The sequence below is a fragment of the Acinetobacter sp. neg1 genome (assembly GCF_000788125.1).
GTDB classification, from domain to species: domain Bacteria; phylum Pseudomonadota; class Gammaproteobacteria; order Pseudomonadales; family Moraxellaceae; genus Acinetobacter; species Acinetobacter vivianii.
The window spans coordinates 174,874-200,886 of sequence record NZ_JSZD01000007.1; the positions used below are offsets into that span (position 1 = coordinate 174,874).

23 protein-coding genes and 4 tRNA genes are annotated in these 26,013 nt (G+C 41.0%); 19 read left to right on the plus strand and 8 right to left on the minus strand.

The genetic code is table 11. The annotated features are described in order from the left end of the window. The first annotated feature begins 179 nt into the window (after positions 1–179). Complete coding sequence (locus tag PJ15_RS07595) at positions 180–2,309, plus strand: TonB-dependent receptor (RefSeq protein WP_047429457.1); 2,130 nt, start codon at positions 180–182, stop codon at positions 2,307–2,309. A 44-nt stretch (positions 2,310–2,353) separates the two neighbouring features. Here the strand turns inward: PJ15_RS07595 and PJ15_RS07600 are convergent, their stop codons facing one another. The 3 genes from PJ15_RS07600 to PJ15_RS07610 form a co-directional block, all read right to left on the minus strand. Next, the gene (locus tag PJ15_RS07600) at positions 2,354–3,157 is read right to left on the minus strand and encodes a tetratricopeptide repeat protein (RefSeq protein ID WP_047429508.1); all 804 of its coding nucleotides are present in this window, start codon (positions 3,155–3,157) and stop codon (positions 2,354–2,356) included. Between the two features lie 253 nt (positions 3,158–3,410). Beyond that, on the minus strand, positions 3,411–4,133 hold the full coding sequence (locus PJ15_RS07605; protein WP_047429460.1) for a DsbC family protein: 723 nt from the start codon (positions 4,131–4,133) through the stop codon (positions 3,411–3,413). A 233-nt stretch (positions 4,134–4,366) separates the two neighbouring features. Continuing rightward, a complete protein-coding gene (locus tag PJ15_RS07610; RefSeq protein ID WP_047429463.1) occupies positions 4,367–5,089 on the minus strand; it encodes a YgfZ/GcvT domain-containing protein in 723 nt (240 codons plus the stop codon). Positions 5,090–5,276: 187 nt separating this feature from the next. Between PJ15_RS07610 and PJ15_RS07615 the strand changes: the two genes are divergently transcribed. From PJ15_RS07615 to PJ15_RS07640, 6 genes are all read left to right on the plus strand, one after another. Further along, positions 5,277–5,723, plus strand: a complete 447-nt coding sequence (locus tag PJ15_RS07615; RefSeq protein ID WP_047429466.1) for an SRPBCC family protein — start codon at positions 5,277–5,279, stop codon at positions 5,721–5,723. A 76-nt stretch (positions 5,724–5,799) separates the two neighbouring features. Then, positions 5,800–6,138, plus strand: coding sequence for a DUF2004 domain-containing protein (locus PJ15_RS07620; RefSeq protein WP_047429468.1), 339 nt, complete (start codon positions 5,800–5,802; stop codon positions 6,136–6,138). A gap of 24 nt (positions 6,139–6,162) precedes the next feature. Then, positions 6,163–6,519, plus strand: coding sequence for a DUF488 domain-containing protein (locus tag PJ15_RS07625; protein ID WP_047429471.1), 357 nt, complete (start codon positions 6,163–6,165; stop codon positions 6,517–6,519). Positions 6,520–6,571: 52 nt separating this feature from the next. Next, positions 6,572–6,916 carry a zinc ribbon domain-containing protein YjdM gene (locus PJ15_RS07630; RefSeq protein WP_004775370.1) on the plus strand — a complete coding sequence of 115 codons (345 nt, stop codon included), beginning with the start codon at positions 6,572–6,574 and terminating at the stop codon, positions 6,914–6,916. Positions 6,917–7,225: 309 nt separating this feature from the next. Then, positions 7,226–8,899 (plus strand): AMP-binding protein, encoded by a 1,674-nt coding sequence (locus tag PJ15_RS07635; RefSeq protein WP_047429509.1) that lies wholly within the window; start codon positions 7,226–7,228, stop codon positions 8,897–8,899. 159 nt (positions 8,900–9,058) lie between these two features. Then, positions 9,059–9,394, plus strand: a complete 336-nt coding sequence (locus PJ15_RS07640; protein WP_004775368.1) for a YegP family protein — start codon at positions 9,059–9,061, stop codon at positions 9,392–9,394. Positions 9,395–9,451: 57 nt separating this feature from the next. Here the strand turns inward: PJ15_RS07640 and PJ15_RS07645 are convergent, their stop codons facing one another. Together PJ15_RS07645 and PJ15_RS07650 are read right to left on the minus strand one after the other, a co-directional pair. Beyond that, entirely contained in the window at positions 9,452–11,167 is a 1,716-nt protein-coding gene (locus PJ15_RS07645) for a proline--tRNA ligase (protein WP_047429474.1), read from the minus strand. Positions 11,168–11,383: 216 nt separating this feature from the next. Beyond that, positions 11,384–12,028 carry a hypothetical protein gene (locus PJ15_RS07650; RefSeq protein WP_047429477.1) on the minus strand — a complete coding sequence of 215 codons (645 nt, stop codon included), beginning with the start codon at positions 12,026–12,028 and terminating at the stop codon, positions 11,384–11,386. 278 nt (positions 12,029–12,306) lie between these two features. On the opposite strand from PJ15_RS07650, the gene pilG reads away from it, so the two are divergent. The 6 genes from pilG to PJ15_RS07680 all read left to right on the plus strand — a co-directional run bounded on the left by pilG (position 12,307) and on the right by PJ15_RS07680 (position 21,488). Further along, positions 12,307–12,690 carry a twitching motility response regulator PilG gene (gene pilG, locus PJ15_RS07655; RefSeq protein ID WP_004652356.1) on the plus strand — a complete coding sequence of 128 codons (384 nt, stop codon included), beginning with the start codon at positions 12,307–12,309 and terminating at the stop codon, positions 12,688–12,690. Between the two features lie 20 nt (positions 12,691–12,710). Next, positions 12,711–13,073 (plus strand): response regulator, encoded by a 363-nt coding sequence (locus PJ15_RS07660; RefSeq protein WP_004775365.1) that lies wholly within the window; start codon positions 12,711–12,713, stop codon positions 13,071–13,073. 44 nt (positions 13,074–13,117) lie between these two features. After that, positions 13,118–13,654, plus strand: coding sequence for a chemotaxis protein CheW (locus PJ15_RS07665; RefSeq protein WP_004775363.1), 537 nt, complete (start codon positions 13,118–13,120; stop codon positions 13,652–13,654). Positions 13,655–13,701: 47 nt separating this feature from the next. Further along, on the plus strand, positions 13,702–15,783 hold the full coding sequence (locus tag PJ15_RS07670) for a methyl-accepting chemotaxis protein (RefSeq protein ID WP_005259361.1): 2,082 nt from the start codon (positions 13,702–13,704) through the stop codon (positions 15,781–15,783). A 152-nt stretch (positions 15,784–15,935) separates the two neighbouring features. Then, on the plus strand, positions 15,936–21,020 hold the full coding sequence (locus PJ15_RS07675; RefSeq protein WP_047429481.1) for an Hpt domain-containing protein: 5,085 nt from the start codon (positions 15,936–15,938) through the stop codon (positions 21,018–21,020). A gap of 12 nt (positions 21,021–21,032) precedes the next feature. Further along, positions 21,033–21,488 carry a hypothetical protein gene (locus PJ15_RS07680; RefSeq protein ID WP_004775357.1) on the plus strand — a complete coding sequence of 152 codons (456 nt, stop codon included), beginning with the start codon at positions 21,033–21,035 and terminating at the stop codon, positions 21,486–21,488. A gap of 48 nt (positions 21,489–21,536) precedes the next feature. Here PJ15_RS07680 and dapE read toward each other — a convergent pair whose 3' ends face one another. The 3 genes from dapE to PJ15_RS07695 all read right to left on the minus strand — a co-directional run bounded on the left by dapE (position 21,537) and on the right by PJ15_RS07695 (position 23,919). Next, positions 21,537–22,670: a succinyl-diaminopimelate desuccinylase gene (gene dapE, locus PJ15_RS07685; RefSeq protein ID WP_005259356.1), complete on the minus strand. Its 1,134-nt coding sequence runs from the start codon at positions 22,668–22,670 to the stop codon at positions 21,537–21,539. Positions 22,671–22,794: 124 nt separating this feature from the next. Next, positions 22,795–22,938, minus strand: coding sequence for an entericidin A/B family lipoprotein (locus PJ15_RS07690; protein ID WP_167510625.1), 144 nt, complete (start codon positions 22,936–22,938; stop codon positions 22,795–22,797). 120 nt (positions 22,939–23,058) lie between these two features. Continuing rightward, positions 23,059–23,919 carry a DUF1853 family protein gene (locus PJ15_RS07695; protein WP_047429484.1) on the minus strand — a complete coding sequence of 287 codons (861 nt, stop codon included), beginning with the start codon at positions 23,917–23,919 and terminating at the stop codon, positions 23,059–23,061. A 100-nt stretch (positions 23,920–24,019) separates the two neighbouring features. Between PJ15_RS07695 and PJ15_RS07700 the strand changes: the two genes are divergently transcribed. From PJ15_RS07700 to PJ15_RS07725, 6 genes are all read left to right on the plus strand, one after another. After that, entirely contained in the window at positions 24,020–24,385 is a 366-nt protein-coding gene (locus PJ15_RS07700) for a YbaN family protein (RefSeq protein WP_004775350.1), read from the plus strand. Positions 24,386–24,800: 415 nt separating this feature from the next. After that, positions 24,801–25,304 (plus strand): cell wall-recycling L,D-carboxypeptidase ElsL, encoded by a 504-nt coding sequence (elsL, locus tag PJ15_RS07705; protein WP_047429486.1) that lies wholly within the window; start codon positions 24,801–24,803, stop codon positions 25,302–25,304. 169 nt (positions 25,305–25,473) lie between these two features. Beyond that, positions 25,474–25,549 (plus strand) — tRNA-Val (locus PJ15_RS07710). A gap of 23 nt (positions 25,550–25,572) precedes the next feature. After that, positions 25,573–25,649: transfer RNA gene (locus tag PJ15_RS07715), tRNA-Asp, on the plus strand. Positions 25,650–25,692: 43 nt separating this feature from the next. After that, positions 25,693–25,769: transfer RNA gene (locus PJ15_RS07720), tRNA-Asp, on the plus strand. 101 nt (positions 25,770–25,870) lie between these two features. After that, positions 25,871–25,946, plus strand: a tRNA-Val gene (locus PJ15_RS07725). Positions 25,947–26,013: the final 67 nt, after the last annotated feature.

Genomic DNA, 26,013 nt, shown 5'->3' on the forward strand with positions numbered 1-26,013 from the left:
ATACAATGAGGGCAAATGTTTGACTTACAATTATGCTGGTATTTAATTTTATTTGCTAATCTAGGCCAATCTTAATCTTGACCGTTGTAGCAAGGGTTAAATATGTAAGATAAATATAAAATAATCATAATCTTACTTTTACACTCCGCTTTTTATTTTTTGAGAAATAAGGAATCTTCATGCCTTCATTGAAAATTAACCTCCTCTATGGTTGCGTAGCCATGTGCATGGGGGCGGGTAGCTCTTTTACATGGGCAGCTGAATCTGATTCAGAGTCAACGGTGCAACTTCCGACGATTAAAGTTGAAGCAACACGTACAGATACCACTTATATGGAAACGCCTGCATCCATTTTTAGAGTCGATATACCTAAAAATGATCAATCAGCGCAGGTCAATTTAACCGAAGTTGTTAAAGGCATTCCAAGCGTTCAGTTACGTAATCGTGAAAATTATGCTCAAGATTTGCAGCTCTCGATGCGTGGTTTTGGTGCACGTTCAACATTTGGTGTGCGCGGGATTCGTTTATATACTGATGGTATTCCAGCAACGATGCCAGATGGTCAAGGTCAAACCTCAAATATTGATTTGGGGAGCTTGAGCCATCTTGAAGTTTTAACGGGGCCATTTTCATCGCTGTATGGTAACTCATCGGGTGGGGCGATTTTGGCAACAACTCGAGAGGGGCAGGGTAAAGATTCTATTGAGATGAGTTATGCGGGTGGTAGCCATAATAAAAATCGTGCAGGTATCGTGTTACAGGGGGGCGCTAAAAACCAGAACGAACCGAGTTATATCGTCAGCTCCTCTTATTTCGATACCGATGGCTATCGTGACCATAGTGGCGCAAATAAAGTTTTAAGCAATGCCAAGCTGACATGGAATCTCGATGATGGTAGTAAGATCAACTGGGTCACGAACTATGTCAAGATTGATGCAGATGATCCGGGCGGTTTAACCCGTGCTGATTGGGAAAAGAATCCCAAACAGGTTGCTAAAAATGTTCTGGATTACAATGCCCGCAAAACAATTGATCAAACTCAGACAGGTTTGACTTGGTCAAAACCAATTAATGATCAAAATGAATTGTATGCGATGACTTATATTGGGCAACGTCAGGTAACACAATACCAGTCTATTCCAGATACGGTACAGAAGAATCCAAACACACCCTATCAAGCTGGTGGCGTGATTGATTTTAAGCGTGATTATTATGGTGCTGATTTCCGCTGGACAGGAAAAGATTTACTACCGAATACCCAATTTAGTGCGGGTGTTGCGATCGATGCAATGAACGAAGATCGACAAGGCTATCTAAACTTTAATGATGCGGGTGATAAAGGTATAAAAGGTGCTGTGCGCCGTGATGAACGCAATACTTTGTGGAATGTAGATCCTTATCTACAAGCATCTTGGTCTTTTTTACCAACCATGCGTTTAGATACAGGGGTACGTTATAGCAATGTGCATTACAAGTCGAAAGATCATTATATCGTTGGTCTGAACGGTGATAACAGCGGTAAGACAACATACGAAGAGGTATTACCTTCAGTTGCATTAAGCTGGCAAATCATCCCAGAAGTGCTGGCTTACGCGAGCTATGCCAAAGGGTTTGAAACACCGACTTTTACTGAAATGGCTTATCCTGCACAAGGTGGCGCAAGTACGCTCGATTTAAAACCATCGAAAAGTGATAACTATGAACTCGGTTTAAAATCTTCAAATACGCTGGGTGATTTTAACTTGGCGACCTTCTATATCGAAACCAAAGATGACATTGTGGCAGCCGAAAGCATGGGTGGCCGTGCGACATTCCGTAATGCGGATAAAACCCTACGTAAAGGTGTTGAATTTGCATGGAATAAGAAGCTTTGGAAAGACTTAGCAGTGAATGCGAGCTATGCATATTTAGATGCAACTTTTGATTCGAAAGTGCCTGCGGTTGGGAAAGTTGCAGAGATTCCAGAAGGCAATGCAATTCCCGGAATTGCTAAGAATCAAGCCTTTATTGGTTTAGCGTGGCAGCCAGAGCAAGGTTTCTATGCAGGACTTGATACCCAGTTTATGGATAAGGTCTATGTCAATGATATCAATAGCGATGTTGCTGCAAGCTATACTGTGGCATCAATTTATACAGGTTATGCATGGAAACGTGCTGATTGGGGCATTAATGGCTTTGCGCGTGTAGATAATCTGTTCGATAAAAACTATGCAGGCTCAGTGATTGTCAACGAAGGAAGCAGCCGTTTCTTTGAACCTGCCGATGGTCGTAACTGGAGTGCGGGAATTAAAGTCAGCAAGCAATTCTAAGTCATATGCAGCAGCACTTGCATAGTGAAGTGCTGCTGCATAAATTATTTTTTAGGTGTCTGAGCTGCTGCAGCTTTTTTCGCAGCAATCGCTTCATCAACTTTAGCTAAAGACTCTTTTGCATTCGGATAATTCTGTTTAGCTAAGCCACTGAAAATTGATCTGGATTCCTCCAGATTTTGTGTAACAATCCCGCCATTCGCTAGCATATTTCCTAATACCATTAGAGAAGGTGCATATCCTTTTTTCGCTAAATCTTTAAGTGTTTCAACTGACTGTTGCTGCATAAATGGATTTTTGTTTTTTACCCCCAAGCTTAAATCATAAATCGCTTTTAAATGCACAGCTGGGTAATAGTTCTTTCTTAACAAGGGCAATAGTTTCTGCACAGCCATCTGGTCGTATTCAGGCTTACCTTGTCTGAATAATATATTTGCAGATTCAACAATCGCTTCTTCTGAACCTTGATTTGAAGCTTTATCCAAATACTCTTTATATTTCTGATCGCTTTTTGCGACACCTAGCTCACCTGTGTGATAGAGCTGGGCAAGCGTGAAACTGGCTTTGCCATAGCCCTTGTTGGAGGCATCCTGATAGTATTGCAAAGCTTTTCTATCGTCCTTACTTGTTCCTTGTCCCATCTGGTGCATATAACCAAGGTTATAAATCGCTTGGGTATTTCCTGTATCTGCCAGACGGTGCATTTCCTGAAAGGCTGCATTGTAGTCTTTTGCTTCATAGAGTTGAGTGGCTTTTGCAAACACATCAGTGGCAGCATTTTTACTGTCAGCGGCGAAGGCATTATGGCTTGCAAGGGTGATTAAACTCGCAATGAGCAATTTTTTCATCTTTATTTTTCCTTTCTCATGTTGATCTGCTTTCATCCTTTGCATAGCAGAACTCAATATGCTGTTCTCATCATAAAAGCTTGCGGCAAAATGTAAATAAGGAATTTGTATAAATCTTGGCAGGAGAAAAAGTGAGTTTTGATCTTTTTATTTTTATAATTTATTTAAAATCAAATAAGTATAATTGATAATTTAGTGAGTGGCTTGCAACTCCTTGCTGGCAAAAGAGTCAACAAGCCTCCATATTTTATCTTTATTTCTTGCTGCTAGCTTCTTGTAAAAGCTGTTCAATCTGCTCAGCATTTTGCGGGCTACCTGAGAGTCTCATTCCATTTTGCAGGAATAATGTGGGTGTTCCATCAATTTGCAGCTTCTGTCCTAAGGCTAAATTTTTCTGTATAGGTGTCTCGCATTGAGTCGCACTTTTTGGTGCTTTGCGATGCAACATATAATCTTCCCAAGCCTCATACTGATTTTTAGCACACCAGATTTTATTGGCAACAGCTTCAGCTTTAGGGTGTAAATTTTTAAGTGGGAACAAGAACAGGTAGACGGTGACATTGTCTATTGAGGTCATATTCTGCTCGAGCTTTTGGCAGTAAGGGCAATCAGGATCGCTAAACACATAGAGCGTGCGTTCGCCTTTACCTTTTACATATTTAATCGCTTGATCAAGAGGGAGTTGCTTAATATCAATCTTGCTTAACTCGGCTAAGCGATCTTCAGTCAGATTCTTTTTGTTTTGTACATCGAGTAAATTACCGAAAAAAAGATATTTGGCTGTTTCATCGGTATAGATAATTTTACCTGCTGCATAAACTTCATAAATCCCCGGTAATGGTGATGTATTTACTGATTTGACAGGAATCTCTGGATAATTTTTTTTGAAGTTTTGTTCAAGCGTTTTACTGTCCGCATGGACTGTTTGTAAACCGATCAGACTCAAGGTGAGTGCTGAAAGTAGTGTTTTGATCATTATTTTCATTAGAAATCAGTTGAGTTGAGGATAGATGAACAATACCGCTCATTTCTATTTTCGACAAGAACGGGATTTCAACTTTATTTTAAATAGGATTGGTATGGCTGTTGAAGTCATTTGGATTGTTGCAAGGTGAGTATGTTTTTATTTATATCGTTGCTGTTTCAAAAGTAACTAAAAGCCTCCAGTTTTGGAGGCTAATCAATACATTATTTTATATGGATGAGGTGTTATTGAGGTCTTGCCACATCACCATTCAATGCTTCAGGTAAGTCCAAAACAGTCACGCCAAGTTCTGACAGTGCAGCAGGTTTGGCAATCACAAGCGCTAGATAGCCATCTTCAAATGCGATGCTATTTACCACTTCAACATCTTTGCTCAGTTGGGTGGCAGGTGCTGGCACATCTGCTTGAGCCTGTATAAGGTGTAACCAGTGTTTTGGTTTTGCTTTAAACCAAAGACGTGCCACGATTTCCTGACCTAGGTAACAGCCTTTATCGAAATGGACACCATCACGTTGATGTAGGCGTAATTCTTGTGGTTGGAACAAGTGTTCAGTACTTTGTTGAATCCATGCTTGTCCAGATTGAATTGCTTTAATTTGCCAAGCATTGATATCTGTTTCTGTTGAAGAAAAATCGGTTTGAATATCATTGACTGTTGGGAAAACCGAACCTGTTTCTTCTAATTTCATTTTGGAAAAAGCACCAAACTTTTTAATATGCTTGGCAAATTCTTCGGCTTGGTCTTGAGTAGTCACTAACTCAAAACTTTCTGGATTTAATTTTTTAATCCATAGACCAAAATGAATACGTCCTTTTAAATCACAAATAGCAGTATAGCGACTTTCATTTTCTGGTAAGCGTTCAACATGAATGGTGACTTGGCCTTGTAAAAATTTTTGCGCATCTACACCATTTAAGCTAAAAGCAGTAAAAGCAAGCTGACTCATAGATCAATCCTAAGCTGCATTCTGATCACTAAAATATGGACTGTTATTTTGCGCCATTTTTCACAAAAAAGCAGCTTTAGATTCTCGATAATCGTGTTCAAATGAAAGATCAGTGGCATAGAATTCATATGCCAAGTCGCTATGATAAATCGACCAAACACAATGATAGTGATATGGGAGAACAATAATGACTGGAACAGTAAAACTACATCGAGTATTGAGTGCGCCCCCAGCGCGTGTTTTTAAAGCCTTTCTTGATCCTGACGCGTTGGTAAAATGGCTACCACCGCATGGATTTACCGCAAAAGTTCACCATCTAGATCCACAGGAAGGTGGAACTTATAAAATGTCATTTACCAATTTTTCGACAGGACGTAGCCATTCATTTGGTGGAACATATATCAACATTGTTCCGAATGAGCTGCTGCGTTATACCGACAGATTCGATGATCCAAATTTGCCTGGTGATATTCAGGTCACGATCGAGTTAAAAGCCGTTGCTGTCGGTACTGAGATACATATTACGCAAGCTGGTATACCAGATGTGATTCCTGTAGAAGCCTGTTATCTGGGGTGGCAAGAATCCTTGTATTTATTGGGCTTGTTGGTTCAAGCGGATATACCTGACGAATAAAGACTTTCGTTAAGTAAAATCGGTTGAGTGAGAAAAACAAAAAATATTGGATGAATGAATTAAATTGGGGAATCAAATGTCTGAACAAGCAATTGTTAAAGGACGAGAACAGCTTGCGCGTGTTGCAATGCGGGCTGCTTTAGAAAATCAGCAAGCAGAAGATAGTGTGGAGTTATTTATCCAGCACCATCTTGAAGAAATTGAGCCTGATTATTGGAAAAAATATTCTGGAAGTGCTGTACCTACACCGTTACAGGTTCTAGATTTATTGGTGCTGGCCGACCAATGGGAAAGTGATGAGATCGATAGCCGTGAAATGCTGGATTTCACTTTGCCGGATGAGATTACCCAATATGTGATTTGTGTTAGCTTTGATGCGAAAGGTCAGGTGATTGATATTTCAATGGAAAGCTAAGCAGAAGCCCAACAGGAGAGTAATGTGCTGATTGCAATTAAACGTATTTATGATTCTGTTGCAGCAACTGATGGCCAGCGTGTTCTGGTTGATCGGTTGTGGCCGCGAGGGATTTCCAAAGAGCGTGCACAGCTGGATTTATGGCTTAAGGACATTGCGCCTTCTACTGAATTAAGAAAGACGTTTTGTCATAAAGCTGAGTATTGGTTAACTTTTCAGGAAGGTTATTATCAGGAGCTTGAAGGCAATCCACATGTAAATGAACTCAGACAGATGGCAGAACATGAACAGTTAACCTTGATTTATGCGGCTAAAGATCCTGAGTTAAATCATGCGCTGGTCTTAAAGAATTATTTGCTTGGGAAGGACATTCAAGCTTAAAGTTTTGAAAAAAGGGATCTATCCCTCATAATAGCCTTTTTGAGATTTTTTTATGTCTTTTCCAAATTGCCCACAATGCCAATCAGAATATACTTATCAAGATGGCGATTTATTGATTTGCCCAGAGTGCTCACATGAGTGGAAAGAAGGTGAGAGTCAGGCTACTGAAGTACAAGACATTATTAAAGATGCAAATGGCAATGTTTTAGCAGATGGAGATAGCGTCACTGTTGTCAAAGATTTGAAAATTAAGGGTTCATCATCTGTTGTTAAAGTGGGTACCAAAGTAAAAAGTATTCGTTTAGTGCCAGATGCAAGCGATGGTCATAATATTGATTGCAAAATTGATGGCGTCGGTGCAATGAAACTGAAGTCTGAGTTTGTGAAAAAAGTTTAATTAAATAGACTTGGAAAGGAGCAGTTAAATGCTCCTTTCTGCATTTAGCTTAAAGCCATTTTTATTTTCGCTTTATGAATATGTTGAGTAAAAGAATATTGAGCCCTTACCACTCAAAAGAAATATATTTGCTCGGCAAAAATAAATATAGAGACTGGTATTCTATTTAAAGTATTAAAAATTATCATAAGTTTCATGTGGCTATGCTATGTGGTGTAGTTCACATTCTTTTACATAAGCAGCCACTTTATTTGAGTAGAAAAATTTATACTTGAAATTTCACTCAATAAATAGACTTTATAAATGAAAATTAATCGTCCTTGGCATAATGAATACCAGAAGTATAATATTTCTCATCAGTTACAGTTACCCGCTCAACATGAATCTCTCCTTGAGATGCTTGAGCAATCTTTTCAGCAATATCGTCATGCTGCTGCTTTTATTTTTCACGATCAAATACTTTCTTATGCAGAACTGGATGAACTTAGTCTTCGATTTGCCAGTTATTTACAACAATTAAATTTTCCGAAGCAAACACGCATCGCAATCATGCTGCCTAATGTATTGCAATACCCAGTCATTGCATGTGCCATTCTTCGTTCAGGTTATATCGCGGTTAATGTTAATCCTCAGTACACTGCTCGTGAACTGCAATATCAATTAAATGATTCAGGCGCGGAAGTACTGATTATGATTGATGCCGCAGTTGCAACTTTTCAGGAAATTGAAACACAAACAAAAGTTAAAACGATTATTCAAACATCAATTTCAGATTTGTTGACTGAAGACACATTAGCTAAATATCCACATTTAAAAGAAAATAAAGCAGATCAACCTGTATTTACAGGACGTACCTATCATTTCAAAAATATTATAAATGAGACCAGTTCACTTGATTATCAACGACCTGAATTAGAGCTGAAAGATATTGCTTTACTTCAGTATACGGGTGGAACCACAGGGCTATCTAAAGGCACGATCCTAACGCACGGAAATTTATTTATTAATACCTTGCAGATGGATGCTGCTTTTTCTCCAAATCTGGTGTTATCAGCGCAAGGTGGCAGTAGCCGAATTTTATGTATTCTGCCTTTTTATCATATATTTGCATTTTCATTTAGTATCTTATATAGCTTATATTCTGGGCAAACCGTGGTATTGATACTGAATCCACGAGAGATCAATTACATTCTCGAAACATGGAATCGTTATTCGCCACATGTATTTCCTGGCGTAAATACCATATTTAATACACTCGCAAATCAGCCTGCATTTAAAACCATCGACTTTTCTGATTTTAAACTTGCCGTGAGTGGGGGGATGCCGACTTTACAGGCCACGGCAGAGCTATGGCAGCAACTGACTGGCAATATTATTTGTGAGGTTTATGGTCTTTCAGAGACGGGTCCATTGGCAACTTTTAATCCCAAAGGTCAAACCACTTTCAGCGGAAAGGTAGGTATTCCTGTTCCCTTAACAGATGTGGTGATTATTGATGAGCAGGGCAATGAGCTGCCTTATGGTCAGGCGGGCGAGGTTGCCATACGTGGCCCTCAGGTGATGCAGGGATATTGGCAAAAAATAGAAGAAACCGCACAGGCAATGACTCAGACTCAGCTTTTTCGTTCAGGTGATATCGGGATAATGGATGAGCAGGGATATATTGAGCTGATTGATAGAAAAAAAGACATGATCGTGGTTTCTGGCTTTAATGTATATCCAAGAGAAATTGAAGAAGTGATGGCTCAATATTCTAAAGTTCTTGAGGTGGCTGCCATTGGTATAAAAGATGAAAAATCGGGTGAGGTACCCAAAGTATTTATTGTCAGAAAAGACGAATCTTTAACGGCTGATGAAATTTTAACTTATGCGAAAGCCAATTTGACTGCATATAAGTGTCCAAAATATATCGAATTTGTGAGTGAAATTCCGAAATCAAATATTGGAAAAATATTACGCAGACATTTAAAAGAAAGCGAGTAGCTCGAGGAATCAGTACTTTATAACTTAGCTTAATTTGAAAACTAAGTTATAAAGTAAATTACCAAAAACGAACAAAATTTAATCTTCTTAAACGGCAATTGCTGATCTATATTGGATGAGATAACAATCAAAATGTAACTCCAATAAATAGAGGTCCTTATGGCAGGATGGTTCGAAGTAAGTCAGGCAAGCGATGGGCAATACCGTTTTGTACTCAAAGCAGGAAATGGTGAGCCAGTTTTAAATAGTGAATTATATAAAACCAAAGCAGCGGCAATGAATGGCATTGCATCTGTTCAGAAAAATAGTCCAGATGATGCCCGTTATGAGCGTTTAACTTCAAAAAATGACAAGCCTTATTTTAATTTAAAAGCAGCGAATCATCAGGTGATTGGTACCAGTCAGCTTTACGCTAGTGAGCAGTCACGTGACAAGGGCATTGAATCTGTCAAAAATAATGGCCCATCTGAAACTGTAAAAGATTTAACCGTGTAATTAAGCCATAAAAAAAGCCGTTTAAATTAAACGGCTTTTTTACATCTGTTGTTCAGATTAACGGACAAGTTTTGCCATTAATTCTTCTTTATTCAGATTGCTTGCTTCTGCATCGCGACGGCCTTTGTATTCAAAAGTGCCTGCATCCAGACCTCTTTCACCAATCACGATACGATGTGGAATCCCCATCAATTCAAGATCAGAGAATTTCACCCCCGGACGTTCATTACGGTCATCCAGTAACACATCGTAGCCTTGTGCTTGCAGTTCTGCATAAAGCGCTTCAGCTGCTTCGAGTGTACGCGGTGACTTGTGTGCATTCATTGGTACGATTGCCACTTCAAAAGGTGCAATCGCTTGTGGCCAGATAATGCCTTTGTCATCGAAGTTTTGTTCAATAGCAGCAGCCACCACACGTGTTACGCCAATTCCATAACAACCCATTGTCACGGTTAAAGGCTTACCATCTTCACCCAATACTTTACAGTTTAAGGCTTCTGAATATTTGGTACCTAACTGGAAGATATGACCGACTTCAATACCACGTTTGATTTGAAGTGTGCCTTTACCATCTGGAGATGGATCGCCTTCGACGACATTACGTAAGTCAAAGACTTCTGTGAATTTGGCATCACGATCCCAGTTTACACCTGTCGCATGTTTGTCTACTTCATTGGCACCAGCAACAAAGTCAGCCAATACCGATGCTGCACGATCTACGATGACGGTTAAGCCTTTTTCAACCAGACCTTGTGGACCACAGAAGCCAGCAGTCAAACCATGTTCTTGTAACTGTGCTTCAGTTGCAAAAGTCAAAGGTGCAGCAATTAACGGATGTTTTTCAGCTTTAATATCATTCAGCTCATGGTCACCACGTAAGAACAGGGCAACCACTGGTGTATTGCCTTTTTCATCCGTTGGGCCTTGTACCAATAATGCTTTGACCGATTGCTTTGCATCTGCATTCAGGAATTGGCAAACATCTGCAATGGTTTTCTGATTTGGTGTGTCGACAAGCGTATAAGCTTGAGTCGCGGCAGCACGTTCACCTACTAGAACTGCTTCAGCCATTTCAACATTGGCTGCATAATCAGATTCAGTTGAGAACGCGATATCGTCTTCACCACTGGCTGCAAGTACATGGAACTCATGTGAAGCTGAACCACCGATTGAACCTGTATCTGCCTGTACTGGACGGAAATCCAGACCTAAGCGGGTAAAGATACGGCTATAGGTGTCATACATCACATCATAGGTTTCTTGTAATGATGCCTGATCTGTATGGAATGAATACGCATCTTTCATGATGAATTCACGAGAGCGCATTACCCCAAAACGTGGACGAATTTCGTCACGGAATTTGGTTTGGATCTGATAAAAATTCAGTGGTAATTGCTTATAACTTTTTAGCTCATTACGTGCCAAATCGGTAATCACTTCTTCGTGGGTTGGACCCAATACGAATGGATTATCATGACGATCTTTAAAACGTAATAATTCTGGGCCGTATTGTTCAAAACGACCAGACTCTTCCCAAAGCGCAGCTGGTTGCGTTACAGGCATAAAGACTTCTAATGCACCTGAACGGTTCATTTCTTCGCGCACAATCGCATCTACTTTCTTTAAAACGCGCGTTCCCATGGGCAACCAAGAGTATAAGCCTGAAGCTAATTTACGAATCATCCCCGCACGTAACATGAGCTGGTGTGAAATGACCTCAGCATCATTTGGGGTTTCTCTTAACGTTGCAAATAAAAAGCGGCTTGCGCGCATGGAAACTGTCCTAAAGTTAAGTGTTATTTAAAAGATGCTACAAACAAGGAGCAAAAATAATAGGCTCACTTTGAGCTGTTGGCATTATGACATGAATCATTCAATTTAGCGCAGTATAAACCACTGCAATGTATTTAAATGTTGAAAATGTAGAGTCATTTAGATGAGATAAAAGCAGAATTGGTGCTGTAATTTCTTACTTTTAATGGCTACGTTTTATTCCAGTGTCTTTAAACGGCTAATGATATCTGCGTATTCAATTTCTGTTTTATGGTAGGCATTGCGCAGGCTTTCAACGGTTTTTTTGACGTTATCAATATTCTTGGAATTATTTTCCAGATTGCTTTTTAATTGGGTTGGTAGTATTTCACCTTTACGATGGTAATCCATTTCCTGACGCTTAAAAGCAATCTTGTCTTTTTGCAGTTGCTGCAATTGCTCCTGTTGATAATTCAGCTGTTTCTTTAAATTCGCTAAAATCTGATCACGTTTGGCGGTGGCGATCTGGGTATTGCCATAAGCACGTTTTAATCTTAGATCCTGTTCCCGACGACGTGCAACAGATTCACGTTGAGCAGATTGTTGTACATCAACAGTAGCATTATAAGGTCGATTACGCTTAATCACCTGCATATTGCGGTCAAGCGCTTCATAACCATAACGGATGTGTTCAGGGGTGACCGAGGTGCTGACATTGGCAACGCCGTTCTTGTCATAATAGCGGTACCAAGTAGCTTTGGTGGGTTCCACTACGGCAAAAGTTGAGCTTGCAACAAAAAATAGAAAAAATGAGCAGATGTAAGTACGCGTAATCGTTGTAAAGTGACGAATGCGGAAACCGCACTTTAACGAACCAGCCATTACATTCCCCGAAAAAAGTTAATTAAATCACTTATTTTTAAATAATAATCAGTTGTATATTAGTGCTAATTTATACATTTAAAAATACTTATTAGGCAAAAAAATTAGGAATTTAATTAAAAGTGTGATCTGCTTAGGATTGTTTAGAGAAACTGATAGGTTGGTTCAAAAAACTTCATTGATAATGCAAGTAAAGATATGTTAAAAATATCAACTGATCTGTATAAAACAAATTAAACCAACCATAATTTGTATTGAGTATTGGGGCAGGACAATAAATGGAAGATAAATTTCAAAATTTAAAGGTGATGGTGATTGACGATTCTAAAACGATTCGTCGTACAGCTGAAACGTTATTGCAACGTGAAGGCTGTGAAGTCATTACTGCGGTTGATGGCTTTGAAGCATTATCAAAAATTGCAGAAGCTAATCCGGATATCGTTTTTGTTGACATCATGATGCCTCGTTTAGATGGATACCAAACCTGTGCATTAATTAAAAACTCTCTAAATTATCAGAATATTCCAGTCATTATGTTGTCAAGCAAAGACGGTTTGTTTGATCAGGCGAAAGGCCGTGTCGTGGGTTCGGATGAGTATTTAACTAAGCCATTCAGTAAAGATGAGTTGTTAAACGCGATTCGCAACCACGTTAGCGCATAAAATTAAAGATTGAGGAAAAAATGGCTCGCATACTTATTGTAGATGATTCACCTACTGAAACTTTTCGCTTTAGAGAAATTTTAACAAAGCACGGTTATGACGTAATCGAAGCAACCAATGGCGCAGATGGGGTGACCTTGGCACAAGCAGAATTACCTGATTTAGTGCTTATGGATGTGGTTATGCCAGGGATGAATGGCTTTCAGGCAACCCGTCAAATCAGTAAAGGTAAAGACACCCAACATATTCCTGTGGTGATTGTCAGTACCAAAGATCAGGCAACTGACCGTGTTTGGGGTAAACGTCAGGGTGCTTGTGACTATTTGACCAAGCCTGTAGATGAACAACAACTTATTGATGTGATTAAACAATTATTAAGTTAATTCGCTCAATGTGAGCCTTCTCATTATTCAATACGGGATAGGGTATGGCAGCAAATGGATTTATCGAGTTGCTTCGTTTATCCAAGCGAGGCAATAAACAATATACTTCAACTCAAAATGAAACGAACCGTTGGTCGGGCATTGCATTTGAGATGTTGGGGCAATATTTTGTTGCGCCATTGGGGGAAATTTCTGAGGTAATTTATCCTCCGAAATATACACCAGTACCAAATACTCAGGCGTGGGTACGTGGTTTGGCAAATATTCGTGGAAGACTGCTTTCGGTTTCTGATTTAACACATTTTATTTCAGGGCAAAGAAGTCAGTTTTCTCCGACGCAAAAAGTGATTTGTATTAGCCATCAAGATCATTATGTGGGGTTGGTCGTTGATCAGGTTTTGGGGATTCAGCACTTTAATAAAAAGAGTTTTTTCTCTCAAAATAATGATCTGGATAATAAGTTAAAAGACTATTGCCAAGGTCATTTCCACCAACATAATCAACAATGGCATGTGTTCTTATTGAGCCGATTATTAAAAAATCCTCAATACATGAATGCATCAATAAAATTTATAAACTAATTTAATACGCTACGGAAGATAAAGGCGTATTTCGGGGAGAAGCTGACATGGGCTTTAAACTTAAAAAAAAGAATGGTAGTGATAGTGCGGGGCTGAAAAAGGGTGGAGCGTTTCTCGATAATATACGAACGCAACTCGATCAGTTCTCCCGTTTATTCGGTGAAACTGAGAAATCAAAACCGATTATCTATCGTGCTTTAATTGCTTTGGCCCTTGCAGTCATCCTCTTAATCTACTTGTTCGTTAGTGTACCGCGTTCAAACCAGTTAACCCGTAGTTTGGGTGAATTGCGTTTGTTATCGCAAACCATTTCACGTCAGGCGACAGAAGCGACAGCTTCGGGTAAACCTGAAGAGATGAAAAAGCTGGTTGAATCTGAAAAGCAATTTACTGAAAACCTTGAAACGGTTGAAAGTGTCTATGGTAAAGGCTCTGATGAATACAAGAAGGTGAATGAGCTTTGGGGCGGAATCTCTAAGAATATTGACCTGATTGCATCACAACAGAAAGTCATTAACCAGCTTTATGATACCAACATTGCGATTAGCGATACCATCCCTGAGATTCAGGCTGAATATAACCTGATGGTTGACCAGATGGTACGTGAGAACATGCCGAGTAGTCAGGTAATTATCACCAAGAACCAAGTGTTTATTGCTGAACGTATTTTACGTTCGATCAACTCGGTATTGGTTGGTACAGATAATTCTAGCGTTTCTGCAAATGACTTCGGTGCCGATATTGATACCTTTGGTGTGTATTTAAATGCACAGTTAAACGGTAGTTCTGAATTGGGTGTAGACCGTATTAGTTCAGCTGCTTTACGTGAGTCTGTAGACAGCATTAAATCTGACTATGACGCCGTATTGAAATCAGCAGCGGCAACGGTATTGCAAAATGCGAACCAGATCGTGCGTGTACGTCAGGCATCTTCGCAAATCTTCTCTCAATCTGATGCGCTGTTGAACTCTTTGAATGCGTTATCAAATAAAGCTGAGGGTGGCTGGGGCAATGTTATTGCAGGTATCGTGCTGATCGGTGCTTTGGGCTTGCTGGTTTTCTCTGCACTACAATTACTTGCTTTACGTAGTAACACCGATAAAGAGCGTGTAACTCGTTTACAAGACGAATATGACCGTAACCAGAATGCGATTTTACGTTTACTCGATGAAATCGCAGACTTGGCAGATGGTGACTTACGTTCTTATGCGACAGTATCTGAGGACTTTACAGGCGCAATTGCTGACTCGATTAACTTTGCGATCGATCAGTTACGTGACCTTGTATCGCGAATCACGGATACTTCTCAAGAAGTTGCACGCTATACCCAAGATACCCAGAACATTACCAACCAGTTAGCCGAAGCTTCTGAACATCAGGCGCAAGAAATTGCTGGTGCTTCGGCAGCGATGAATGAAATGGCACTGTCCATTGACCAGGTATCTGCCAACGCATCTGAATCTGCTGATGTAGCACAACGTTCGGTACAGATTGCGACCAATGGTGCACAAGTGGTAAACCGTTCAATTGAAGGTATGGATCATATTCGTGAACAGATTCAGGAAACTTCAAAACGTATTAAACGTTTGGGTGAATCTTCTCAAGAGATTGGTAACATTGTCTCGTTGATTAACGATATTGCCGACCAAACTAACATTCTGGCATTAAATGCAGCAATTCAGGCGTCGATGGCAGGTGAAGCAGGTCGTGGTTTCGCGGTCGTAGCCGATGAAGTACAGCGTCTTGCAGAACGTTCTGCATCGGCAACCAAACAGATTGAAAGTCTGGTTAAAACCATTCAAACGGATACCAACGAAGCCGTAATCTCAATGGAACAAACCACTTCCGAGGTTGTACGTGGTGCGAATCTGGCAAAAGATGCGGGTATTGCACTAGATGAGATTCAAACAGTATCGGGTGACTTGGCGAAACTGATTGCAAGCATTTCGGATGCAGCAAAACTTCAGTCTGCTTCTGCAAGTCATATTGCAACCACGATGAATGTTGTACAGGAAATTACGTCACAAACGACAACAGCAACGTTTGATACAGCACGCTCAGTTTCTGAGTTGGCAAATATGGCTGAATCGTTACGTGAATCAGTAACTGACTTTAAGTTACCTGAGTAAAACGAATTGGAAAGGCAGATGGGGGTGTCTGTCTTTCCATTTTAGATGTGTTGGATATCTCAACAAGGTGATGGCGAAGTGGAACTACATCTTGTGTGATAGATAGACGTAATTTTTACCCACATTGGTGGATAAAAACGAAAGAAGCAGCTATGAAACAAATATTAAAAACGTTAGTTGAAACGATGACGCTTCCTGAAGACAGTTATCTTGAACAAGATGCAGAGATTCTTGAGATTTTTATTGAAGAATTAGATGAGATCTTTGTTGAGTTAGAGCCATTACTTGTTCAATGGAAAGAACAACCACATCAACAGAATGTGCTTACCGATATTCGTCGTCATTTCCATACTTTAAAAGGCTCTGGAAGAATGGTCGGCGCAAAGTCTTCAGGTGAGCTGGCATGGACAGTCGAAGATACTTTAAATCGTGTGATTGCGGGCACAATTACTTTGAATGCTGATATTCAGCGTTATGTAGAGTCGGTTTTTAATCTTTATTGCTTTAAACTTGCGCATGACTTTAAGGCAGTTCAGGCCCATCAGGTCGACTTCAAGCCATTGGTTTTATTAGGACAACAATTACAACAGCAGCAAAGTCCTGAACCTGCGCTGGCAGAGCTTTTAAATCTTGCCACTGATCTTAATCATGACGAGGTAATGACTGGCCTTGAGCTGGTTGATGATGCTGTCGTTACAACGGATGCTCAGGAACAAACGCCACAGCAAGTTGAGCCTGTATCTGAGCTTGAATTGGCGACGCCGTTTGAGGATGAGGCACTGGCCAAAGAAACTCTGGCCATTTTCCAGGAAGAAGCCGAAGAACATTTGGCGACCATCAATCAGTTCTTACAAAATGATCGTCCAAGCAATGATCAATACAATACCTTGATTCGTGCGTTGCACACCTTGCGTGGCAGTTCTGCAATGGCGCATGTCGATCATGTCTTTGAAGCCAGTTCAAAAGTTGAAAATCTGTTTAAAACATTATTACAGGAAGAGCTGGACTCAAGTTCCGATGAAACGGCTTTATTGACGCATTATGCACAGTTTGTCGGTGATTATTTACATACCTTGAAGCATGAAGGCACTCAACAAAAGTTCAATGAAATTTATGAGACCTTTAATGTTGCTTGGGACAGCTATGACTTCCAGTTAGAAGAAAAGAATGGTGAAGCAATACGTCCACAAGGTCTGGTATCTCAATTAATTGAATTGGAAATTAATGACTTACTGGATGTCGAATTTGATTTCGAGAAGCGTGCACGTCATGAGTTCCCGCAATATATCCAGTTACTGAGTCAACAGGCCGAAATCCTGTTACAGCATACGCATCATCATGCAACGATTGGTATGTATCAGTACACCAGTTTATTGCGTTCAAGCTATCAAGATCTTATTTTTAAACCAAGTTTACTCAATCTTGATTATGCCTTTGAACTTTACCATCAAGTTCATCAACAGTTTATCCAGTTATTTGATACCTTGGCAGCTGGCCAGCGTGTCACTTTAACCAAAGCACATGAACGTGTCTTAAATGAATTAAGCTCATTTACTCAGCAAAATGTTGAGTCTGTGCAGCAAGAAGCTGTGGATGTCGAGACCCATACAGTTGAAGAAACTTTGGCGGTTGAACCACAACCAACTTCAAGCGCTGCAACAGACTTAGTTGCCCAATTTGCACTGGATAAGCAACAGTTAGATTCGGATGAAGCGAACCGTGATTTTGATCCAGACTTGCTCGATATCTTCCTTGAAGAAGCTGATGAACTGCTTGCAGGGATTGATACTGATCTAAATACATGGGCGGCGGATCATAAAAATATTGATGCTTTAAAGAATCTGATGCGTTATTTGCATACTTTAAAAGGTGGTGCAAATATGATTCAGGCGCGTCATATTGGCCTGATTTCGCATGAGCTGGAAACCATTTATGAAAAGCTGATCAATCAGCAAATTCAAGCAACGCCTGCACTCATTGCTGTGATTCGTGCTGTACAGGATGATATTGCTGATCGTATCCAAATTATCCGTGATCAGCATGTTGATTATCCAGCAACGCATGCTTTGGCCGTTCTCCATAATTTGGAAAAAACCGCGGTTACAGCTCCGCACGCTGATGTTACTTTCGCTATGCCGCAACCTGTCCTTGAAACGGTGGAAACACAGGCTAATGATAGCGTTGTTGAGACAAGTATTTCGGAAACTGCAACCCCAGCCAATGCAGCTGTCGATATAACTGCGTTTGCAGCACAATTGGCATTGGATAAGCAACAACTACAGTCAGCAGAATCAAATCGTGACTTTGATCCAGACTTGTTGGATATTTTCCTTGAAGAAGCCGATGAACTGCTTGCAGGTATTGATACTGACTTAAGTACATGGAGCGCCGATCATCAGAATTTGGATGCGCTAAAAAATCTGATGCGTTATTTGCACACCTTAAAAGGTGGTGCAAATATGATTCAGGCGCGTCATATTGGCTTGATTGCGCATGAGCTGGAAACCATCTATGAAAAGCTGATCAATCAGCAAATTCAGGCGACTCCACAATTGGTTGCAATTATCCGTTTAGTTCAGGACGATATTGCAGACCGCATTCAGACCATTCGCGATCAGCAAACAGATTATCCATCAACGCATGTGGTGCAGCTACTTCAACAGGCAGACCAAACGGTTGTTCCTGTAACGCTTGAGCCAGTGATTGAGGCTGTAGATGCATTTGCAGCGATTGAAACAGATGTTGTTGAAGCGGAAGCCGAATTACCTGAATTTGCCGAAGGTGAACCTGTACTTGATGCACAGACAGTGACATTAGAGCCAGAAACAAGCACGGTTGCCTCAGATGAGATACTTGATGCGACTTCTGCAACTCAAACCCTTGAGACGGTGGCAGAGCCATTGGACGATGATGTTCGTTCACTGGTCGAGCAGACTTTCCTGGAGGAAGCAGAAGAGCTGCTGGAACAGGCACAAAGCTTATTGAAGCAATGGTTTGAACAACGTGGTAATCGTAGTGTGCTGCTACAGTTACAACGTAATGCCCATAGCTTAAAAGGTGGTGCACGCATGGCTGAAATGGATGCCATTGCCGTAATTGCCTACCATTTAGAAAATGCTTTTGAGCAGTTTGGTGTTCATCATTTCAATTCAAATGTGTATGACAATCTGTTAAATACCGCATTGGCATGGCTGCATGAGGCCATCTTTAAGCGTCAATATGCGAATTTTGATGGTTTAAAACAAAGTCTGGAGAAGATGGAGTTTGTCGATGTTTCGGCTCAACTTCCTCAGAAACTTTCTGCGAGAGATATCTTCACGCCTGAATATACGATGGAGTTTGTTCAGGGCGATGGAACAGAACCGCCGTCAATGCTGGGTGAGTGGGAAACCACAGAACGTATTGAACAGAATAATGAAATGATTCGTGTCTCTGCGGATGTCATCGAGAAGATGATTGACCTGTCAGGGGAAAATGCGATCAACCGTTCGCGTATCGAGATGGACTTAGGTCAATTGGGCGGTACGCTGACGGAAATGGAGCTGGCGATCAAGCGTTTGGCGGATCAGTTACGCCGAATGGAAGGTGAGCTGGAAAGTCAGATTATTGCACGACATGGTGGAGAGGATGCGCGTTATGCCGACTTCGATCCATTAGAGATGGACCAATATTCATCTCTGAACCAGTTGTCAAAATCACTGGCCGAATCTGCTTCGGATTTGGTTGACTTCAAGACCACATTGTCTGAAAAGATTCGTGATACAGAAGGCTTGTTGTTGCAACAATCTCGTATTCAGGCTGAGATTCAAGAAAGTTTAATGCGTACCCGTCTGGTACCATTTTCACGCTTGTTACCGCGTTTACAGCGTATCGTGCGCCAAACCGCTTCAGCATTGAACCGTCCAACTGAATTGGTGGTGAACAATACTGAAGGAGAATTAGACCGTAGTATTCTTGAGCGTTTAGTTTCACCTTTTGAACATATGTTACGTAACGCGATTGACCATGGTATTGAAGATCGTGAACAGCGTTTACAAACCAATAAACCTGAAACTGGACACATCGTCCTGAACATTGGCCGTCAAGGTACTGATGTGGTCGTGACTTTCAGTGATGATGGTAAAGGGATCGATGTTAACCGTATTAAAGAAAAAGCATTGCAAACGGGTCTAATGACGCCAGATCAGAAGCTGGAACAGGAAGAGATTTTACAATTTATTTTCCATCCTGGTTTTAGTACCGCTGCTCAGGTTACACAGATTTCTGGGCGTGGTGTCGGGCTGGATGTGGTACAAAGCGATATTAAAGCTTTGGGCGGCCATGTCAGTGTGGATTCTACATTGGGTACAGGTACCACCTTTACCATCCGAGTTCCAACAACGGTTGCAGTAAGTGATGCCTTGATGGTTAAAGCAGGCGATCAACAGTTTGCATTCCCATTGGCACAGATCGATCGTATTGTTCGTATATCACCAATGGCACTTGAGCAATACTTTGACAGTCAGGATGACTATTTCAGCATTGATCAGGAACGTTACCGTTTACGCTATCTTTCTGAGTTTGTGGCAGGACAACCAATTCCGCGTTTGAGTGGCGTGGTGCATTCTTTACCAGTGTTGCTGATCAAAGGCGCACAAGGCCAGACTACGGCATTATTGGTGGATCAGTTGATTGGTTCGCGTGGTCAGATTGTTGTAAAACCTGTCGGACAGCAGTTCTCTAGTATTGGTGTCATTGCGGGTGCAACGATTCTGGGTGATGGTCAGGTCTGTTTAATTCTGGATGGTCAGAATATTGCGCGACAAGCGCAGTCGACTGCACGTAGTAAGCAGGCTGATGAGACTTATACCAAACAGCGTTATGATGAACGCCGCCTGATCATGATTGTCGATGACTCTGTTACAGTACGTAAGGTGACTTCGCGTCTGTTAGAGCGTCAAGGTTATGATGTGGTTACTGCCAAAGATGGTGTTGATGCGATGGAGCAGCTCGAAACAGTGAAACCTGACCTGATGCTACTGGATATTGAAATGCCACGTATGGATGGTTTTGAGGTCACCAACCTTGTACGACACCATGAGTTGCATAAGGACTTGCCAATTATCATGATCACCTCGCGTACAGGTGAGAAACATCGTGAACGTGCATTGTCGCTTGGTGTAAGTCAATACATGGGTAAACCATTCCAGGAAGAAGCACTTCTGGAAAATATCGAAAGTTTACTGGCTGTGCGCTAAGAGGTAGAAAAAATGGTAAAGAAAAGCGCAAACTCGGCATTGGGGCAGATTGACCAGCAAGAGTTACAACATTTAATTACAGTGTCAACGGGATTTATTGATGCATACATTATTGAATGCCATCAAAAGGTTCCAATGTTATTGCCGCAGAATATTGTCTTGTCAGCAATGGATACTCAAACCAATGTTGAACATATTGAATGGCATGATTTGAAGCTGCCCGTTTATGCGGTGAATGATCCTGAGCAAAAACAAGGTGTGGCGCTAGTTGTAGAAGGTGAGGATGTGTCACAGCGTTTTGCACTGGTTTGTAATGAAATGCCCGAGTCGATCCGTTTACGTATTTCGGAGATTGTCGATGAAGAACGTGAAATTGATGATGATAAAGTCTTTCAATATGTGAAGATGGGGGAGAACAAGTTTTATGTCCCCAATCTGCAAAATATACAAGCCCAACTGGGACTGTAATAAAAAAGGAACTCATTTGAGTTCCTTTTTTATGTGCTCTCGCAATGTTTAAGCAAGTAGCTCTACTAAAATTTGCTCATAGATTTCAGCGAGTGGCTCTAATTCTGCGACATTGACATGCTCATTGATCTGATGGATGGTGGCATTCAATACGCCCAGCTCAAGCACCTGTGCACCTGTTGGCGCGATAAAGCGACCATCTGAGGTTCCACCGCTGGTTGACAGTACAGTGTCAACGCCAGTCACATTTTTAATCGCTGTTTTTGCTGCATTCACTAGCTCACCGACTGGAGTCAGGAAGGGTAAACCAGACAAAGTCCATTGAATGTCGTAATTAAGCTGATGTTTATCTAAAGTCTCAAGTACGCGTTGTTTCAAGATATCAGCAGTAACTTCGGTTGAATAACGGAAGTTGAAAGTTACTTTCAAGGTGCCCGGGATCACATTAGTAGCGCCTGTACCAGCCTGAATATTTGAAATCTGGAATGAGGTCGCAGGGAAATATTCATTGCCATTGTCCCAAACAGTTTCACACAGTTCATTGAGCGCTTTAGATGCGGTATGAATTGGATTTTCTGCTAGATGTGGGTAGGCGACATGGCCTTGTTTACCATGAACAGTTAAAACGGCATTTAACGAACCACGACGACCATTCTTAACGATATCACCAAGCTGATGCGTACTTGATGGTTCACCCACCAGACACCAGGTCATTTTTTCATTACGCGCTTCTAATGTTTCAACAACTTTAACCGTACCATTAATCGATGGGCCTTCTTCATCAGAAGTGATTAAAAATGCAATTGAGCCTTTATGGTTCGGATGTTTGGCAACAAAACGTTCAGAAGCAACTACCATTGCAGCCAGCGCTGTTTTCATATCAGCAGAGCCACGACCATACAACTTACCATCGCGAATACTTGGTAAAAACGGGTCTGAATTCCATGCATCTAAATGGCCGGTCGGCACCACATCGGTATGGCCTGCAAAGCAGAATACTGGATTTTCAGTACCACGACGTGCCCATAAATTATCAACATCTTCAAAACGCATGTTTTCGATATTAAAGCCAATCTTTGCTAAGCGTTCAGCCATAATATTTTGACAATCATGATCAACAGGAGTGACGGACGGCTGACGTAGAAGTTGTAAACTAAGTTCAAGAGTATCGGAATGGTTCATGCGAGATGTAGCTAAATCTGGTGAAATATGAACCGGTATAATAGGGGAATCTGATCGAGAAAGGTATTAAAAATAAACCTTATCTAGGTCTAGATAAGGTTCAGGGATGCTTTTTCTATAAAAATTACATTTTATCCTGAGTTTTTTCGGCAGTCTGAGTAACCTTGTCACCAGCTTTAGATACATCTTTACCAAAACCCTTAAATGTATTACAGCCAGTTAAAACAACAGCAGCCATGATCGAAGCAACTAAGATTTTTTTCATCATCTTCTCCGTTTAAATGTAATTATGATGTACTTAAGAGGCTAAAAAATTTACCATTAAATGAACATAAGGGTTTGATGGTAAATGTGTTATGAAATGTTATTTACCTAAGTAACAAATCAATTAAGTTAAACTAAATAAAAGTGAAGATTGGCGGAACATATAATAACTAGGCGTTGGTGTATGGTGATAATAAAGCCCATTGGTCCACCAGATAGCGGGTAGCGATGAAGCGTCTTGATCAGGGCAGAGCCATTCATGTCGTTGTAAGCGATAATAGGGTGTAGTTGGTATCTGGGTTCCCCATTGACCTAAACGCCGTGAAGTATTAATCCACGAAGGTATGCTTAATTCGCTTTGATCTGTAGGCAAGTACAACTGACCTTTCATCACTGCAAACTTACGCTGAATTGGATAATGATTTGCCTCGGTAAACTGGAATTGACGTTCGGTAAAATGTTTTAATTTACGCTGTAACGTATCTTCTCTATTTAACCCAAACCATTGTGCTAGATCGAGTTTGCCTTCGCCTAAATAATATTTTAAGGCAACTTCCCAATGTTCAACTTCTTGCGTTTCCTGATTGAGCACAACAAAATCCAGCTCACCTAAGGTAATGGCACCTGCAATTTTTTGAATGCTATGCCCAAGCAGTTGATAGGGATGGTAGTCATCATCCAATAACCAGAACCAGAGTAAGTTTTCAAAACGTAAGCCAAGTCGTGTGCTTTTAAGTTGGGCCAGAAAATCAATCAGTGGTTGTGGTTGCTGATCCAGTTGCTGTAAACGTGATTCATAATTTTGATAATGCGTTTGCCATTTCTGATCAGGATGTAATTCAAAATGATTTTTTATGGCGAGATCGTTTGGAATTTCAGTCAGGATATTCGGGCTGGCAATACAGAATGCCAAATGCCGTACGATTGGATTGTTAAACTGTAACCACGGCTCAAAAAAACAAGGGGTGGTAATCATTTTCGACATCAAGCCACTCAATCATTGAAATAATAGGTTAAGTTTAAGAAACCACAATAAAAACACTTTATACTAGCACGGTTGTAAACAGCTGTTGGTTAATTGCTCAATGAAAACTTTATTCTGGCGTAGCTTAGTCGTGATTTTTATTACGTTGGGAATCATTGGGGCAATTTTACCGGGCATGCCTACAACCGTCTTCCTGATTTTGGCTGCATGGGCTGCTTCTAAAGGCTGGCCTGAAATGGATGCATGGTTATTGAACCATCCTAAATATGGCCCCACCTTACGCAACTGGCGTGAACATGGCACAGTACCGCGTAAAGCAAAATGGATCGCCAGTATCATGATGCTGCTCAGTGGTATTTTGATGCTATTCACCAATGCGCCATTCCTCGTCAAAGTTTTTACCGATGTCACTATGTTTATCGTGGCCGTGTGGTTGTGGTTACGACCCGAGCCTGAGCAGCGTTAAGAAAAGCAACGCTTTTTAGCTGCGCAAGATGAGCAGCTATGCTGCAAGTGGCGAGGATAAACAAACTTAAAGCATCGCTTTAAGGATTTGCCCGAAGCGTAAGGCCAAATATGGCTCATATGCTGCGAGTGGCGAGTTAAGAAAAGCAACGCTCTTGGGAAATGTATTCCTCATGTGCAAGATGAAAACCATATTCGAGTAAATGCATTAAGCAATCTTTGTCTTGAGTCCCATCCAAAACATCAAAAAATATATCCGAATAACACGAACAAAGAACGCAGATCATGTCTACGACTCTATTTTATTTTCCTCGTCAGCTTTAACACCTACCACCCACTAAAACTACTGAAAAGTACAAGAAAAAGTGCTTCATCTATGTTGAAATAAATGTGTTCTATCATTTATCGAGATAATAATGACCTATACCCTTGATCAGGCAGACATCATCATAGACTTGGCACAACAAACGCTACGTTTGCCGAAACATAATAAATTCTATGTGATCTCTTCGGGGAAAAACGGTATTGGTGAACAGGAAAATAGCGGTAAGACCCCAAGAGGTTGGCATCAGGTCGCACAAAAGATTGGTGGTGATGCCCCAAAACATGCCGTATTTATCGCGCGTCAACCGACTGGTGAAGTCTATGATCTGCAATTAGCTCAGCAATTTCCTCAACGAGACTGGATCTTGTCACGCATTTTATGGCTGGATGGGCTGGAAGAAGGCTTTAATCATGGGGAAGGGCACGATACCTTTAAGCGTTATATCTATATTCATGGTACACCTGACACCGAACCAATGGGTATTCCAATGTCTCATGGTTGTATTCGAATGAAAAATGATGAAATTATTGAGCTGTTTGATCTCGTTTCTGAACAAGCGCTGGTCTATATTTCTGAACAAGCCTTAGAAAACTGAAGATGAAAATGCGAATAAGTGCTTAAATAAAATACGAAAATATCGGTTTTTGCATGGAATTACTTATTTTTTAATCATTCGTTCGGTTTTTTCAGAAAAGAATGGCAAAAGCGTTTGACAGGCTGTAAAGATTCTCTATAATGCACCTCACAAACGATGAAGACGTTAAGGGCGCTTAGCTCAGTTGGTAGAGCGTCTGCCTTACAAGCAGAATGTCGGCGGTTCGATCCCGTCAGCGCCCACCAAGCCTTTACGTTAAGACTCAAGTGCAGCGGTAGTTCAGTTGGTTAGAATACCGGCCTGTCACGCCGGGGGTCGCGGGTTCGAGCCCCGTCCGCTGCGCCACTTAAGTTTTAATATTCGTTTGCCATGATTGCAAAATTATCGTGCAGCGGTAGTTCAGTTGGTTAGAATATCGGCCTGTCACGCCGAGGGTCGCGGGTTCGAGCCCCGTCCGCTGCGCCACTTTAAGATTGCAAGATTGGATAGAGTTGAGTAAATTAGAATTTATTCTTTTTATTCAAACAAATTCCTAAAGCATTGCTTTAGATTTGTTACCTCGCTCAGGGCGCTTAGCTCAGTTGGTAGAGCGTCTGCCTTACAAGCAGAATGTCGGCGGTTCGATCCCGTCAGCGCCCACCATAATTTGTGACATTTACTTCTTTATGGAAGTAATACAGTGCAGCGGTAGTTCAGTTGGTTAGAATAT

Coding starts and splice junctions, on each gene's coding strand:
- PJ15_RS07630 (WP_004775370.1), top strand. CDS start 6,572: ATGTCTTTTCCAAATTGCCCACAATGCCAATCAGAATATACTTATCAA.
- pilG (WP_004652356.1), top strand. CDS start 12,307: ATGGAAGATAAATTTCAAAATTTAAAGGTGATGGTGATTGACGATTCT.
- PJ15_RS07605 (WP_047429460.1), bottom strand. CDS start 4,133: ATGATCAAAACACTACTTTCAGCACTCACCTTGAGTCTGATCGGTTTA.
- PJ15_RS07700 (WP_004775350.1), top strand. CDS start 24,020: ATGAAAACTTTATTCTGGCGTAGCTTAGTCGTGATTTTTATTACGTTG.
- PJ15_RS07620 (WP_047429468.1), top strand. CDS start 5,800: ATGTCTGAACAAGCAATTGTTAAAGGACGAGAACAGCTTGCGCGTGTT.
- elsL (WP_047429486.1), top strand. CDS start 24,801: ATGACCTATACCCTTGATCAGGCAGACATCATCATAGACTTGGCACAA.
- PJ15_RS07610 (WP_047429463.1), bottom strand. CDS start 5,089: ATGAGTCAGCTTGCTTTTACTGCTTTTAGCTTAAATGGTGTAGATGCG.
- PJ15_RS07645 (WP_047429474.1), bottom strand. CDS start 11,167: ATGCGCGCAAGCCGCTTTTTATTTGCAACGTTAAGAGAAACCCCAAAT.
- PJ15_RS07690 (WP_167510625.1), bottom strand. CDS start 22,938: ATGATGAAAAAAATCTTAGTTGCTTCGATCATGGCTGCTGTTGTTTTA.
- PJ15_RS07695 (WP_047429484.1), bottom strand. CDS start 23,919: ATGTCGAAAATGATTACCACCCCTTGTTTTTTTGAGCCGTGGTTACAG.
- PJ15_RS07640 (WP_004775368.1), top strand. CDS start 9,059: ATGGCAGGATGGTTCGAAGTAAGTCAGGCAAGCGATGGGCAATACCGT.
- PJ15_RS07595 (WP_047429457.1), top strand. CDS start 180: ATGCCTTCATTGAAAATTAACCTCCTCTATGGTTGCGTAGCCATGTGC.
- PJ15_RS07615 (WP_047429466.1), top strand. CDS start 5,277: ATGACTGGAACAGTAAAACTACATCGAGTATTGAGTGCGCCCCCAGCG.
- PJ15_RS07680 (WP_004775357.1), top strand. CDS start 21,033: ATGGTAAAGAAAAGCGCAAACTCGGCATTGGGGCAGATTGACCAGCAA.
- PJ15_RS07675 (WP_047429481.1), top strand. CDS start 15,936: ATGAAACAAATATTAAAAACGTTAGTTGAAACGATGACGCTTCCTGAA.
- PJ15_RS07600 (WP_047429508.1), bottom strand. CDS start 3,157: ATGAAAAAATTGCTCATTGCGAGTTTAATCACCCTTGCAAGCCATAAT.
- dapE (WP_005259356.1), bottom strand. CDS start 22,670: ATGAACCATTCCGATACTCTTGAACTTAGTTTACAACTTCTACGTCAG.
- PJ15_RS07660 (WP_004775365.1), top strand. CDS start 12,711: ATGGCTCGCATACTTATTGTAGATGATTCACCTACTGAAACTTTTCGC.
- PJ15_RS07650 (WP_047429477.1), bottom strand. CDS start 12,028: ATGGCTGGTTCGTTAAAGTGCGGTTTCCGCATTCGTCACTTTACAACG.
- PJ15_RS07665 (WP_004775363.1), top strand. CDS start 13,118: ATGGCAGCAAATGGATTTATCGAGTTGCTTCGTTTATCCAAGCGAGGC.
- PJ15_RS07670 (WP_005259361.1), top strand. CDS start 13,702: ATGGGCTTTAAACTTAAAAAAAAGAATGGTAGTGATAGTGCGGGGCTG.